Source organism: [Enterobacter] lignolyticus SCF1, assembly GCF_000164865.1.
In the GTDB taxonomy this organism is placed as follows: domain Bacteria; phylum Pseudomonadota; class Gammaproteobacteria; order Enterobacterales; family Enterobacteriaceae; genus Enterobacter_B; species Enterobacter_B lignolyticus.
Map to the genome: position 1 here is coordinate 3,532,420 of NC_014618.1, position 13,391 is coordinate 3,545,810.

Genomic DNA, 13,391 nt, shown 5'->3' on the forward strand with positions numbered 1-13,391 from the left:
GGCTCACCGGGTACTTTCACCGTTACTGCCAGCTTACCTCGCCTTTCGGCTCATAGGCGCCCGCATCCAGCGGCGAGTTCTGCTCGATATACTGCTTAAGCACCTCGGCGTCGATAAACCCGGTATTCACATAGCCAGGCTTGTTATCGATATGCGGATAGCCGTCGCCGCCGGTGGCGTTAAAGCTCAGCGTCGCCATCCGGTAGGTTTTCGCCGGATCGACAGGCTCGCCTTTAATCTTCAGATCGCTCAGCTTACCGTCTTTCGCCACAAAACTGACGTTGGCGAACTGCGGGTAAGCGCCGGAATCCGGCTTCATTTGCGCGACGGCGGTCAGATACTCCACCGCCTCTTTACCCGGCATATCGGCATAGACCAGCACGTTGCCGAACGGCTGCACCTTCAGCACGTCTTTATAGGTTATCTTTCCGGCGTCGATAGAATCGCGGATGCCGCCGCCGCTCATGACGGCGAAATCAGCGCCGGTACGCGCCATTTGCGCCGCCAGCAGCAGGCGTCCCATGTTGGTCTGCACAAAGCGGACTTTACTGCGATCCCCTTCAAGGCGGCCGTTCACCTCGCCGATTCTCACCTCCAGCTGCGCCTTGCCTTTGTTCTGAAACGGCGTCAGCAGCGAGAGCATCTGCGGGTTCTCCGGGATCTGTGGCGTGTAAAGCACGCGCTCGCTTTGCCCGTTATCGTAGGTCACTTTTTTCTTCAGGTTGACCGGGATCAGCTGATAATGCACCAGCTTCATCTCCCCGTTGCGGAACTCAAAATCGGCGCGGCCGACGTATTTGCCCCACTCGTGGGCCTGCACTATCCAGATGCCGTTTTGCCTGTCCGGCGCGCACGGCGTACCCGGCACATAGTCGACCTGCTTTTTATTCTCCGAGGCCATGCAGACCGGGTCCTGTGAGTGACCGCCCACAATCATCGCCAGCGAACCGGCCGGCAGGCTGCGGGCCATCTCGACATCTCCCGGCGCGTTGGAGCCATGGTCGCCGTTGTCATAATGCCCCATGTGGGTCGCGGCGAGGATAATGTCCGGTTTTTGCGTCTGCTGAAGTTCCTGGATAACCAGCTTCGCTTCCTCGGCCGGTTTGCGAAATTCGATGTCGGTGAAATATTCCGGATTGCCGATTTTCGCCGTATCGTCGGTGGTCAGGCCGATAACCGCAATCTTCAGTCCCTGGCGGTTAAACAGCGCCCACGGCTTAAACAGCCGCTCGCCGGTGCTTTTCTGATAGATATTGGCGGAGAGGAACGGGAATTTGACCCACTTCTCCTGCTGGCGCAGCACGCTGAGCGGGTTATCGAACTCGTGGTTGCCCACGGCCATCGCGTCATAGCCTATCAGGTTCATGCCGCGGAAGTCGGGTTCTGCATCCTGCAGGTCGGATTCCGGCACGCCGGTATTGATGTCGCCGCCGGAGAGCAACAAGACGCTGCCGCCCTCTGCCGCCACCTCTTTACGAATGCTGTCCACCAGCGTTTTTTGCGCCGCGAGGCCATATTCGCCGTATTCGCTTCGCCAGAAGTGGCCGTGGTGATCGTTGGTGTGCAGGATGGTTATCTTGTAGGTCTTATCCTGCTCATAGGCCTGCGCGGGCAGGCTTGCCAGCGACCATGCCGCCAGCATCGCCAGCGCGACGCCGCGTTGCAAAAATCTCATGTTTCTCTCCCTGACGTAATGACAAGTGCTGAAATTACAATGTGTAACAAAGATAGACAACTTTGTTTGCAGAATCGAGACTTCCTTCAAAACTCATCGGCAGGTATGTTAGTTGGATAATAATTACTCCCTGCACTTCCAATAACTATAGACGTGGTATTTATGGCAATCAGTGAATCTACTCAGCCCATTCCGGGGGCCCCGGCGTCGTCGCCGAAGTCGCGCACGTCGTTCGGCATCCTGGGGGCAATCAGCCTCTCGCACCTGCTCAATGACATGATCCAGTCGCTCATTCTGGCGATCTACCCGCTTTTACAGTCCGAGTTCTCGCTAAGCTTCGTGCAGATCGGGATGATCACCCTGACCTTCCAGCTGGCCTCGTCGCTGCTGCAGCCGATTGTCGGTTACTGGACCGACAAATACCCGATGCCGTGGTCGCTGCCGATCGGCATGTGCTTTACCTTAAGCGGCCTGGTGCTGCTGGCGCTGGCGGGCAGTTTCGGTACGGTGCTGCTGGCGGCGGCGCTGGTCGGCACCGGCTCGTCGGTGTTCCATCCGGAGTCCTCCCGCGTGGCGCGCATGGCCTCCGGCGGCCGTCACGGGCTGGCGCAGTCGCTGTTTCAGGTGGGCGGCAACTTCGGCAGCTCCCTCGGCCCGCTGCTGGCGGCGGTGATTATCGCGCCGTACGGTAAAGGCAATGTGGCCTGGTTCGTACTGGCGGCGCTGCTGGCTATCGTCGTGCTGGCGCAAATCAGCCGCTGGTACGCCGCCCAGCACCGTATCAATAAAGGCAAGCCGAAGGCGCCGGTGGTGAATCCGCTGCCGCGCAATAAGGTGATTCTGGCCGTCTGCGTGCTGCTGCTGCTGATTTTTTCCAAATACTTCTATATGGCCAGCATCAGCAGCTATTACACCTTTTATCTGATGCACAAATTCGGGCTGTCGGTGCAAAACGCGCAGATCCATCTGTTCGCCTTCCTGTTCGCCGTGGCGGCAGGGACGGTCATCGGCGGGCCGGTTGGCGATAAAATTGGGCGTAAATACGTCATCTGGGGCTCTATTCTCGGCGTGGCGCCGTTTACCCTGGTGTTACCGTACGCCACCCTGTGGTGGACGGGGATCTTAACCGTGATTATCGGCTTTATCCTTGCCTCGGCGTTCTCGGCCATTCTCGTCTACGCTCAGGAGCTGCTGCCGGGGCGTATCGGTATGGTTTCCGGGCTGTTTTTCGGTTTCGCCTTCGGGATGGGCGGCCTTGGCGCCGCCGTGCTCGGCCTTATCGCCGACCACACCAGTATCGAGTTGGTCTATAAAATATGTGCTTTCCTGCCGTTACTTGGCATGTTGACCATATTCCTGCCTGATAACCGGCATAAAGCCTGACTTTCCGGCGGCTAAAGTGAAACTTTGGCCGCCGTCATTCCCAGAGATATCCTACCTCCTGTCGCCTTAAAGGTATTGTTTTTCCGATCTGTGCTTTTTTATCGCTTAATTCTGTTTTTCATCAAAATTCAATAATTATTCATAAACAGAATCGTTTAAAGTGTCATAAACTATTACCAGGATTTGGCGCAGCGCCATGACATGGACCCCACGCCGCTACGAAAGGAGACGGAATGCACCACGCGACACCGCTAATCACCACCATTGTCGGCGGGCTTGTGCTCGCTTTTATCCTCGGCATGATTGCCAACAAACTGCGTATTTCTCCTCTGGTGGGATATCTGTTAGCGGGCGTACTGTCTGGTCCTTTTACGCCAGGTTTTGTGGCGGACACCCAGCTGGCGCCTGAACTGGCCGAGCTTGGCGTCATCCTGCTGATGTTCGGCGTCGGCCTGCATTTTTCGCTGAAGGATCTGATGGCGGTAAAGGCCATCGCCATTCCCGGCGCGGTAGCCCAGATAGCCGTGGCGACGCTGCTGGGGATGGGGCTCTCCGGCCTGCTCGGCTGGTCGCTGATGACCGGCATCGTCTTCGGGCTTTGCCTCTCCACCGCCAGTACCGTGGTGCTGCTGCGCGCCCTTGAGGAGCGTCAGCTTATCGACAGCCAGCGCGGGCAAATCGCCATCGGCTGGCTGATTGTCGAAGATCTGGTGATGGTGCTGACGCTGGTTCTGCTGCCGGCCGTCGCCGGAATGCTGGAAAAAGGCAACACCGGTTTCGGCGCGCTGGCCATCGATATGGGGCTGACCATCGGCAAGGTTGTCGCCTTTATCGCCATTATGATGCTGGTAGGCCGCCGTCTGGTGCCGTGGATTCTGGCGCGCAGCGCGGCGACGGGCTCCCGCGAGCTGTTTACCCTTTCGGTGCTGGCGCTGGCGCTGGGCATCGCCTTCGGCGCGGTTGAGCTGTTCGACGTCTCCTTTGCGCTTGGCGCATTCTTCGCCGGGATGGTGCTGAATGAATCAGAGCTGAGCCACCGCGCGGCGCACGACACGCTGCCGCTGCGCGATGCGTTCGCGGTGCTGTTCTTCGTCTCGGTGGGAATGCTGTTCGACCCGAGGATCCTTATCGAGCAGCCGCTGGCGGTGCTGGGCACCCTCGTTATCATTATTTTCGGCAAATCCGTCGCGGCGTTCCTGCTGGTGCGAATGTTCGGCCACTCGCAGCGCACGGCGCTGACCATCGCCGCAAGCCTGGCGCAGATTGGTGAATTCGCCTTTATCCTCGCGGGCCTCGGCATGGCGCTCGACCTGCTGCCGCAGGCGGGGCAAAATCTGGTGCTCGCAGGCGCGATCCTGTCCATCATGCTCAACCCGGTGCTGTTCGCCCTGCTGGAAAAATACCTCGATAAAACCGAGACGCTGGAAGAGCAGACCCTGGAAGAGGCTATCGAAGAAGAGAAGCAAATCCCGGTGGATATCTGCAACCATGCGCTGCTGGTCGGCTATGGCCGCGTCGGCAGCCTGCTCGGCGAGAAGCTGATGGCGCAGGGAATTCCGCTGGTGGTGATTGAGACCTCCCGCACCCGCGTGGACGAGCTGCGCGAGCGGGGGATCCGCGCGGTGCTGGGCAACGCCGCCAGCGAGGAAATTATGGCGCTGGCGCACCTCGACTGCGCGCGCTGGCTGCTGCTGACCATTCCGAACGGCTATGAAGCCGGAGAAATTGTCGCCTCCGCCCGGGAGAAGTGCCCACAGATTGAGATTATCGCCCGCGCGCACTACGACGACGAGGTGGCCTACATTACCGAACGCGGCGCCAGCCAGGTGGTGATGGGCGAGCGTGAAATCGCCAAAACGATGATGTCGCTGCTGACCGCGGATGAGATAACGCCAGCGATGCAGGCCGGATAAGGCGTTTACGCCGCCGTCCGGCCTGCGCCGAATTAACGATCCCAGTACGACTCTTCGAGGCTGTCTTCGCGCTCCGGCAGACCGCGCGTCAGGCGCGGGGAATGCTGGTTCAGCACCTGGTAGCTCACGCGGTTGGCGTATTTGCACACCTGGGCCAGCGACGAATAGGTGAGCCAGGTAAACTTGTGCTTGCTGGAGTTCGGCACATTGGAACGGTGATAGTTGTTGGCGGTGATGTCGTGCAGCAGCGCCGCCAGCGCGCCGTCTCCCGCGCCGTTGGTGTTCATTATCTTCTCCGGCCCGCCCATGTAGGGGGCGATGTGCGAATAGATACGCAGCGGATTCTCACAGTCTTTGTGACGCATCGCGCGGCTGAACTCATACTGGTTAAACTCGGCGATAGCGCCCGGCAGCAGCGGATGCTGGGTTTTGCGTTTGGCTTCCTCTTCGGTAAAGCCCGCCATATACAGGCCTATCGGCCCGGCGGTGCACAGCACCAGATCCACCCAGTCCAGCGCCTTATCAGAGGCCAGCAGCGGATCGGCGATGCCGGTCAGCGCTTCCGCTTCTTCTTCGTTCATGGCGAGAATCGAGACGTTCTCTTTAAGAAACGCCTGCCACCAGGCCGGGTTATCGGCAATCACGTACCTGGTGCCGAGCGTCAGCACCACCGGCACGTTGTGCTTTTTGGCGTATTCGACGGCCTTCATCGTCGCGTCGCGCATCGGCTCGCCGGGCTTGCAGCGCACCAGGTAGGAGGTCAGCACCAGCGCCGACGCGCCCGCGATAACCGACTCCGGAATGCTCTCCGGGCGCAGCTGGTTCATGTGCCCCGGGCTGATGGCAAAGGTGCGTTCACCGTTATCGCCAATCAGCGTGAAGCAGCGGCCAATCGGCCCCTCTACGCCCTGCAGGTGATTGAGGTCGGTACGGCTGGAGGTGTTGCACAGGTAGCGATAGGCATAACCGCCGATTTCGATATTGCTGCACATGACGCCCAGCAGCACCGAACGGTCATCGGCCAGCACCGAGTAGTTGTGCATGGTATTGCCGATAGTCCCGCCGGCAAACTGGTGGGTAATCAGGTTTTCCCGTACCAGCTCCTGATAAAGCGCATCCGCGACGTCATCATCAATCACCAGAGAATGACCAGCGCTCAGGCCGTAGCGTTCAACGAACGTGTCATCCACTTTCGCTTCGATGTCCACCAGCGTCTGGTCGATACCCACCACCCAGGAGGCGCTGGTTTCACTTTCAGGCTGGATTTGCTGGAGCAGCGGATCGCGGGCGTTAACGGGGAAATAGTGTTTGGATTTGCGTTTACCGGGAAATTTCATGATCTGCGGTCAGGTAGCTGTTAACGAGCGGAGAATAGTAGCATATTCCCCGCCCGATCGCTGCTGCCCGCAATCAGCGTACTGCTGCGGTCAGCTTGACCATCATGTCAATATGGTCCGCAGAAGCATTAAGCGCCGGAATGTATTCATATTTCTGCCCCCCGGCCTCGAGGAAAATCTCCCGGTTCTGCACGGCTATCTCCTCGAGCGTTTCCAGGCAGTCGGCAGAAAAGCCCGGGCACATCACCTGGACGTGTTTCACCCCCTTCTCCGCCAGCATTTTCAGCGTTTCGTCGGTGTAGGGCGTCAGCCACGGCTCGCGGCCAAAGCGCGACTGGAAGGTCATCATCACCTTATCGTGCGCAATGCCCAGCGCCGACACCAGCTCGCGCGTGGTGTCGCGGCAGCGCTGCGGATAATCATCGCCTTCATCGGCGTAGCGCTGAGGGATGCCGTGATAGGAGAGCAGCAGCAGGTCCGGCTCGCCGTGGGCGGCGAACGCGGCGCGTGCGCTGTTGGCCAGCGCCCGGATATAGCCTTCGTCATCCGCATAATCGCGTATAAAGGATATTCCCGGGATGCGGCGCTTATGCGCCAGAATACGCGCCAGCTCGTTCCAGACGGCGGCAACCGTTGAACAGGAATACTGCGGATAGAGCGGCAGCACGACGATATGATCGACGTTCTGGGCCAGCAGTTCGTCAACCGCGCTTTCCAGCGACGGCGAGCCGTAGCTCATGCCGAGCGCGACCGGCGTCTGCGGCAGACGCTGCGCCAGCGCCTGCTGCTGCTGGCGGCTGTAGACCATCAGCGGCGAACCGCCCTCCATCCAGACGGACTGATACAGCTTTGCCACCCGCGGCGCGCGCAGCGGTAAGATAACGCCGCGCAGCAGCGGCCACCACAGCAGGCGAGGCGTATCCACGACCCGCGGATCGCTCAAAAACTGGCGCAGGTAGCGTTTCACCGCATCGGATGTTGGCGCGTCGGGAGTCCCGAGGTTGGCAAGCAAAATGCCGGTTTTCGTCTGACGCATTACCGCCTCTTGTCTGTTAACTGGCTGATAATTGTAGCGGAAAAGCGAGTAAGAAGAACTAATTGCTGTGAGAGGTCATGCGGATAGTTGCCTGATGGCGGTGCAAGCACCTTATCCGGCCTACAACTGCATTCCTGCTTTGTAGGCCTGATAAGCGTAGCGCCATCAGGCAAAACGGCCTTAGCCGAGGATTTTTTCCAGCTCAGCGCGTACGTCGGCAACGGCTTTGGTACCGTCAACCTTCGCGTACCGGGTGTTACCCGCCTGCGCTTCTTTAGAGTAGTAGCCGATAAGCGGCGCGGTCATCTGATGATATTCCACCAGGCGCTTACGTACGGTCTCTTCCTGGTCGTCTTTACGGGTCGTCAGCTCTTCGCCGGTAACGTCGTCTTTACCTTCCACCTTCGGCGGATTGAATTTGATGTGGTAAACGCGGCCGGAAGCGGCATGAACGCGGCGACCGACGATACGATCGACAATCAGCTCGTCCGGTACGTCGAACTCCAGCACGTAGTCCACGTTGATGCCCGCCTCTTTCATGGCATCAGCCTGCGGAATGGTGCGCGGGAAGCCGTCCAGCAGGAAACCGTTGCGGCAGTCTTCCTGAGCAATGCGCTCTTTCACCAGGGCGATAACCAGCTCGTCGGTGACCAGCTTGCCCGCATCCATGATGTCTTTTGCCTGTTTGCCAAGCTCGGAGCCGGATTTCACGGCAGCGCGCAGCATATCGCCGGTAGAGATCTGCGGAATACCGTATTTCTCCATGATGAACTGAGCCTGAGTTCCTTTACCCGCGCCCGGAGCGCCAAGCAGAATGATACGCATTGCGAAAATCCCCTCAAAGGTTGTCGATATTTTTAAAAAAGCGCTAAACGATACCACCATCACGCATTTGTCTCAAGGAAGCGGGGCGGCGCTGAAACGGTTAATAGGGAAAAGGTGTGCGAAAAAAAGCCGGATGGCGGTGCAAGCACCTTATCCGGCCTACAAAAGCAGAGTTCATCGTGTGCCGGATAAGCGTCAGCGCCATCCGGCCTACAAAAGCAGAGTTCACCGTAGGCCGGATAAGCGTCAGCGCCATCCGGCATGACAAAACGGCTATCAGGACACCAGCAGCTGGTTCATGCGGCGAATAAACAGGTTCGGATCTTCCAGCGTGCCGCGCTCGGCGAACAGCGCCTGATCGAGCAGCAGCTCGACCCACTCGCCAAACTGCGCGTCATCCTGGGTATCCGCCGCCCGTTTCACCAGCGCGTGATCCGGGTTCAGCTCGAAGATGTACTTCACGTCCGGCACGCTCTGGCCCGCTGCGGCGAACAGCTTCGCCATCTGGGTGCTCATCTCGTCGGCGTCGGTGGTGACAATCGCCGGAGTGTCGGTCAGACGGTGGGTCAGACGCACCTCTTTCACCCGCTCGCCCAGCAGGGTTTTCACCCGCTCGACAAACGGCGTCAGCGCTTTTTCCGCTTCCTTCGCGCTTTCATCGACGTCATCCGCCAGCTTGTCGATCGACTCGTCAGCTTTGGCCACGGACTGGAACGCCTTACCGTCGAACTCGGTCAGGTAGCTCATCATCCACTCGTCGATGCGATCGGAGAGCAGCAGCACCTCAATGCCCTTCTTACGCAGCAGCTCCAGGTGCGGGCTGCTCTTCGCCGCGGCATAGCTGTCGGCGGTGATGTAGTAAATCTTCTCCTGCCCTTCCTTCATGCGGGAGACATACTCTTCCAGCGACACGGTCTGCGCGGCGGAGTCGGTGTGGGTCGACGCGAAGCGCAGCAGTTTCGCGATGGTCTGCTGGTTAGCGTGGTCTTCCGCCGGGCCTTCCTTCAGCACCAGGCCGAACTGTTTCCAGAAGGTCTGGTATTTTTCCGCGTCATCTTTCGCCAGTTTTTCCAGCATCTGCAGCGCGCGTTTGCTCAGCGCGGTGCGCAGGTTGCGGGTAACGGTGCTGTCCTGCAGAATTTCACGGGACACGTTCAGCGGCAGGTCGTTGGAGTCAATCAGGCCGCGGACAAAGCGCAGGTAGTTCGGCATGAACTGCTCGGCGTCGTCCATGATGAACACGCGCTGCACGTACAGCTTCAGACCGTGCTTGTGATCGCGGTTCCACATATCCCACGGCGCCTGGGACGGGATGTACAGCAGGCTGGTGTACTCCTGCTTCCCTTCCACACGGTTGTGGCTCCAGGTCAGCGGATCGGTGAAGTCGTGCGCGATATGCTTATAGAACTCGTTGTACTCGTCGTCGTTGATTTCCGACTTGTTGCGCGTCCACAGCGCCTGGGCCTTGTTGATTTTCTCCCAGGAGACAACGGTTTCGCCGTCTTTCTCTTCCTGAGTTTCAATCTCTACCGGCAGCGCGATGTGGTCGGAATATTTGCTGATGATGGAGCGTACGCGCCAGTCGTTCAGGAAGTCGTCTTCGCCTTCGCGCAGGTGCAGGGTGATTTCGGTCCCGCGATCGGCCTTAGTGATATCCGCGACGGTGTATTCGCCTTCGCCCTGAGATTCCCAGAACACGCCGCTTTCGGCGCTTTCGCCTGCGGCGCGGGTGCGCACGGTGACCTTATCCGCCACGATGAACGCCGAGTAAAACCCGACGCCGAACTGGCCGATAAGCTGGCTGTCTTTTGCCTGGTCGGAGCCCATGGACTCAAGGAACGCCTTGGTGCCGGATTTGGCTATCGTACCGAGGTGGTCAATCACCTCGTCGCGGGTCATCCCGATGCCGTTATCGGCAATCGTCAGGGTGCGTTTGTCTTTATCAAACGACACGCGCACGCGCAGTTCGCCGTCGCCTTCGTACAGATCCGGGTTAGACAACGCGCGAAAGCGCAGCTTGTCTGCCGCATCGGAGGCGTTGGAGATAAGCTCGCGCAGGAAGATTTCTTTGTTGGAATAGAGAGAATGGATCATCAGGTGCAGAAGCTGTTTAACTTCCGACTGGAAACCACGGGTTTCTTGTCCTTTCATTGGAAAATTCCTCAATGCCATATTTAGGGTAAAAAAGCGTTGAGGGAGAAATGGGGATACAGGGAAAGTTTTTCAAGCGGAGGCCATCGCGACGGCCTCCGTTTGTTCAGAATTTAATCTTATGACGCCCGGCAAGCGAGTGCGACAGCGTGGTGCCATCCACCATTTCCAGCTCGCCGCCGACCGGTACGCCGTGGGCAATGCGGCTGGCTTCGACGCCATACTGCTCGCAAAGCTCGGCAATATAGTTGGCGGTCGCTTCGCCTTCCACCGTCGGGTTGGTCGCGAGGATCACTTCGCTGAGCGTTTCTGCCGCCAGCCGCTGTTCCAGCCGGTCGAGGCCGATATCGTCAGGCCCGATGCCGTCGAGCGGCGACAAATGTCCCATCAGCACGAAGTAGCGGCCGGAAAATTGCCCGGTTTGTTCGATAGCGTAGATATCCGCCGGGCTTTCCACCACGCAAATCTGACCGTTTTCCTGACGACGCGGATTCGAGCAGATGTTGCAGACGTCCTGCTCGGTGAAGGTGCGGCAATCGGCGCAGTGGCCGATTTCCGACATCGCCCGGGTCAGCGCCTGCGCCAGGCGCATTCCCCCGCTGCGGTCACGCTGCAGCAGGGTAAAGGCCATACGCTGCGCCGACTTCGGGCCGACGCCCGGCAGGCAGCGCAGCGCTTCCATTAACTGGGTTAACAGAGGGCTGGTCTGCATCAGAACGGCATCTTAAAGCCTGGCGGCAGCTGCATACCGGAGGACACAGACGCCATTTTCTCTTTCTGAGTCTCTTCGATACGGCGAGCGGCATCGTTGAACGCCGCGGCAACCAGATCTTCCAGCATCTCTTTGTCGTCTTCGAGCAGGCTCGGGTCGATTTCCACGCGACGGCAGTTATGCGCGCCGTTGATGGTGACCTTCACCAGACCTGCGCCGGATTCGCCAGTGACTTCCAGCTTAGCGATTTCTTCCTGCATTTTCTGCATTTTTTCTTGCATCTGCTGGGCCTGCTTCATCAGGTTACCCAGACCGCCTTTACCACCGAACATAGGCATCTCTCTTAAGTCACGTTTAAAGATAACAACCGGGAGTCAGGCTCGCGGTCAAATGGGGCGAATACTCTCTTCATCCAGATCGGCGTCGAAAAACCGGCGCAGAGTCTGAATGTTGTTATCCGCAATAATCGCCTCGCGCGCCTGCGCGAGCTTTTCTTCATAAATGGCCTGGCGCCACTCCAGCGGCGTACGCACCGCGGGATTATCATCTTCCACGATGGTCAGTTCAACCGCTGAACCGGTTAATTCGCTCAGGGCCTCCGCCAGCGCCTTCTGCGCGCCGGCATTATTCAGATGACGCTGCGAAGAACGCAGGTGCAGACGCACCACGGCGCCCTCCTGCTCTTTCCAGGCGTTGAGCGCCACCTGCTCGACCAGCTTCGGGAGTTTGAGCTGGCTCACCTGCGCCGCCCAGGCATCGCGCGCCACGGACTCCACCGCCAGTTTGGCGGCAAGCTCCGGCGTTTTTTCATGCTCAAGCGCTTTTTTCAGCGCCTTCGGCGTCGCGACCTCTTCCTTGACCTCTTCAACGATGGTCGTGGCCTTCCAGCGATAAGCCTCTTTTTTCTCCGGGCGCTGCTGCTCCAGCGCCGACGGCGATGGACGCGCCTGGACGCGCTCAGTCACCGAGGCCAGTCTCTCCAGCGCAGCGTTATTCACCGGCCGCGCGCGGGATGCGGCTGCCGGTTCACTCTTTTTTGCTTTGGGTGCTCCCTGCGCGCGCTGCAGCTGATTGCGTGCCGCCAGCACCTGGCTTGTGGCATCGGGCAGCGCGTCATGTACCGGCGCAACGGTCGCCTGCGGCGGCACCGCCGCAGGGGTCGTCACCGGGCCCGGCGCCGCAGGGGCAAACGACGGCGCCCGCACCTCCGGTTCCGGCAGCGGCTTGCGCGGATGGAACGCCAGCGCGCGCAGCAGCGTCATTTCAACGCCCATGCGCCTGTCCGGCGCGTAGGGAAGCTCTTTGCGGCCAATCAGCAGCGTCTGGTAGTAGAGCTGAACGTCGGCGGGCGGGACGGTACGCGCCAGTTCGCGCATACGGTGTTCCACCGCCGCCATATCGCTGCCCAGCGCCGACGGCGACAGCTGCACCATCGCGATACGGTGCAGCAGGCTTTGCATCTCTACCAGCAGCGCCTCCCACTCGGCGCCGCGCGAGGCGGCGTCGTGGATAAGGGTCATCACGCGTTCGCCGTCAGCGGCAACCAGCGCTTCAATAAGCGACAGCGCCTGGGCGTCATCCAGCGTACCGAGCATGGTGCTGACGGTCTGTGCCGTGAGCTGCCCGTCGCCGCTGGCGATCGCCTGATCGGTGAGGCTCAGGGCGTCGCGCAGGCTGCCCTCGGCCGCGCGCGCCAGCAGCTGCAGCGCCCGCGACTCAAAATTAATCTTCTCCTCGCCAAGGATATGCTCCAGCTGCGCGCGAATCTGATCGACGTCGAGCGCTTTGAGGTGGAACTGCAGGCAACGCGAGAGAATGGTGACCGGCAGCTTTTGCGGGTCGGTCGTCGCCAGCAGAAATTTGACGTGCGAAGGCGGTTCTTCCAGCGTTTTCAACAGCGCGTTGAAGCTATGACGCGACAGCATGTGCACTTCGTCAATCAGGTAGACCTTGAATCGGCCGCGCGCGGGCGCGTACTGCACGTTATCCAGCAGATCGCGGGTATCTTCAACTTTGGTACGCGAGGCGGCGTCAATTTCGATCAGATCGACAAAACGCCCCAGCTCGATTTCACGGCAGTTATCGCAGACGCCGCACGGGGTTGCGGTAATGCCGGTTTCGCAGTTCAGCCCTTTCGCCAGCAGGCGGGCAATCGACGTTTTCCCGACGCCCCGGGTGCCGGAAAACAGGTACGCGTGATGGATACGACCGGACGCCAGGCCGTTCGCCAGTGCGGTCAGCACATGTTCCTGGCCGACGACGTCAGCAAAGGTTTGTGGGCGCCATTTTCGGGCTAAGACCTGATAACTCATTGGCAGGCTCTGAAACGCTGGAAGGTGGAATACAGGAGGGTAATGCT

11 protein-coding genes and 1 other annotated feature are annotated in these 13,391 nt (G+C 59.5%); of the genes, 3 read left to right on the forward strand and 8 right to left on the reverse strand.

Annotated elements, in window-relative coordinates; all coding sequences use genetic code 11:
• Nucleotides 1-22: 22 nt before the first annotated feature.
• Nucleotides 23-1,675, reverse strand: coding sequence for a bifunctional UDP-sugar hydrolase/5'-nucleotidase UshA (gene ushA / locus ENTCL_RS16515; RefSeq protein ID WP_013367285.1), 1,653 nt, complete (start codon nt 1,673-1,675; stop codon nt 23-25).
• 162 nt (nt 1,676-1,837) lie between these two features.
• Here ushA and ENTCL_RS16520 point away from each other — a divergent pair, with 162 nt between their 5' ends.
• Together ENTCL_RS16520 and ybaL are read left to right on the forward strand one after the other, a co-directional pair.
• Nucleotides 1,838-3,058 (forward strand): MFS transporter, encoded by a 1,221-nt coding sequence (locus ENTCL_RS16520; RefSeq protein ID WP_013367286.1) that lies wholly within the window; start codon nt 1,838-1,840, stop codon nt 3,056-3,058.
• Between the two features lie 233 nt (nt 3,059-3,291).
• Complete coding sequence (ybaL, locus tag ENTCL_RS16525) at nt 3,292-4,971, forward strand: YbaL family putative K(+) efflux transporter (protein WP_013367287.1); 1,680 nt, start codon at nt 3,292-3,294, stop codon at nt 4,969-4,971.
• Nucleotides 4,972-5,003: 32 nt separating this feature from the next.
• Here ybaL and ENTCL_RS16530 read toward each other — a convergent pair whose 3' ends face one another.
• The 3 genes from ENTCL_RS16530 to adk all read right to left on the reverse strand — a co-directional run bounded on the left by ENTCL_RS16530 (nt 5,004) and on the right by adk (nt 8,169).
• On the reverse strand, nt 5,004-6,308 hold the full coding sequence (locus tag ENTCL_RS16530) for an inosine/guanosine kinase (protein WP_013367288.1): 1,305 nt from the start codon (nt 6,306-6,308) through the stop codon (nt 5,004-5,006).
• 73 nt (nt 6,309-6,381) lie between these two features.
• Nucleotides 6,382-7,344 (reverse strand): ferrochelatase, encoded by a 963-nt coding sequence (gene hemH / locus ENTCL_RS16535; protein ID WP_013367289.1) that lies wholly within the window; start codon nt 7,342-7,344, stop codon nt 6,382-6,384.
• 180 nt (nt 7,345-7,524) lie between these two features.
• Entirely contained in the window at nt 7,525-8,169 is a 645-nt protein-coding gene (gene adk, locus ENTCL_RS16540; RefSeq protein ID WP_013367290.1) for an adenylate kinase, read from the reverse strand.
• On the opposite strand from adk, the gene ENTCL_RS23775 reads away from it, so the two are divergent.
• Complete coding sequence (locus ENTCL_RS23775) at nt 8,159-8,434, forward strand: hypothetical protein (RefSeq protein WP_157865557.1); 276 nt, start codon at nt 8,159-8,161, stop codon at nt 8,432-8,434. The genes adk and ENTCL_RS23775 overlap by 11 nt on opposite strands.
• A gap of 11 nt (nt 8,435-8,445) precedes the next feature.
• Here the strand turns inward: ENTCL_RS23775 and htpG are convergent, their stop codons facing one another.
• From htpG to dnaX, 4 genes are all read right to left on the reverse strand, one after another.
• On the reverse strand, nt 8,446-10,320 hold the full coding sequence (htpG, locus tag ENTCL_RS16545) for a molecular chaperone HtpG (RefSeq protein ID WP_013367291.1): 1,875 nt from the start codon (nt 10,318-10,320) through the stop codon (nt 8,446-8,448).
• A 106-nt stretch (nt 10,321-10,426) separates the two neighbouring features.
• Nucleotides 10,427-11,032 (reverse strand): recombination mediator RecR, encoded by a 606-nt coding sequence (gene recR / locus ENTCL_RS16550; RefSeq protein ID WP_013367292.1) that lies wholly within the window; start codon nt 11,030-11,032, stop codon nt 10,427-10,429.
• The gene (locus tag ENTCL_RS16555; RefSeq protein ID WP_013367293.1) at nt 11,032-11,364 is read right to left on the reverse strand and encodes a YbaB/EbfC family nucleoid-associated protein; all 333 of its coding nucleotides are present in this window, start codon (nt 11,362-11,364) and stop codon (nt 11,032-11,034) included. The genes recR and ENTCL_RS16555 overlap by 1 nt, the downstream gene beginning before the upstream one ends.
• Before the next feature lie 54 nt (nt 11,365-11,418).
• Nucleotides 11,419-13,344: a DNA polymerase III subunit gamma/tau gene (gene dnaX / locus ENTCL_RS16560; RefSeq protein WP_013367294.1), complete on the reverse strand. Its 1,926-nt coding sequence runs from the start codon at nt 13,342-13,344 to the stop codon at nt 11,419-11,421.
• Nucleotides 12,025-12,089 (reverse strand) — a sequence feature (DnaX frameshifting element). It overlaps the preceding gene by 65 nt.
• Nucleotides 13,345-13,391 lie beyond the last annotated feature (47 nt).

Excerpts from the sequence above, each read along its gene's own strand:
- adk (WP_013367290.1), bottom strand. The coding sequence starts at position 8,169 with ATGCGTATCATTCTGCTTGGCGCTCCGGGCGCGGGTAAAGGAACTCAG.
- ushA (WP_013367285.1), bottom strand. The coding sequence starts at position 1,675 with ATGAGATTTTTGCAACGCGGCGTCGCGCTGGCGATGCTGGCGGCATGG.
- ENTCL_RS23775 (WP_157865557.1), top strand. The coding sequence starts at position 8,159 with ATGATACGCATTGCGAAAATCCCCTCAAAGGTTGTCGATATTTTTAAA.
- ybaL (WP_013367287.1), top strand. The coding sequence starts at position 3,292 with ATGCACCACGCGACACCGCTAATCACCACCATTGTCGGCGGGCTTGTG.
- ENTCL_RS16520 (WP_013367286.1), top strand. The coding sequence starts at position 1,838 with ATGGCAATCAGTGAATCTACTCAGCCCATTCCGGGGGCCCCGGCGTCG.
- dnaX (WP_013367294.1), bottom strand. The coding sequence starts at position 13,344 with ATGAGTTATCAGGTCTTAGCCCGAAAATGGCGCCCACAAACCTTTGCT.
- hemH (WP_013367289.1), bottom strand. The coding sequence starts at position 7,344 with ATGCGTCAGACGAAAACCGGCATTTTGCTTGCCAACCTCGGGACTCCC.
- recR (WP_013367292.1), bottom strand. The coding sequence starts at position 11,032 with ATGCAGACCAGCCCTCTGTTAACCCAGTTAATGGAAGCGCTGCGCTGC.
- ENTCL_RS16530 (WP_013367288.1), bottom strand. The coding sequence starts at position 6,308 with ATGAAATTTCCCGGTAAACGCAAATCCAAACACTATTTCCCCGTTAAC.
- ENTCL_RS16555 (WP_013367293.1), bottom strand. The coding sequence starts at position 11,364 with ATGTTCGGTGGTAAAGGCGGTCTGGGTAACCTGATGAAGCAGGCCCAG.
- htpG (WP_013367291.1), bottom strand. The coding sequence starts at position 10,320 with ATGAAAGGACAAGAAACCCGTGGTTTCCAGTCGGAAGTTAAACAGCTT.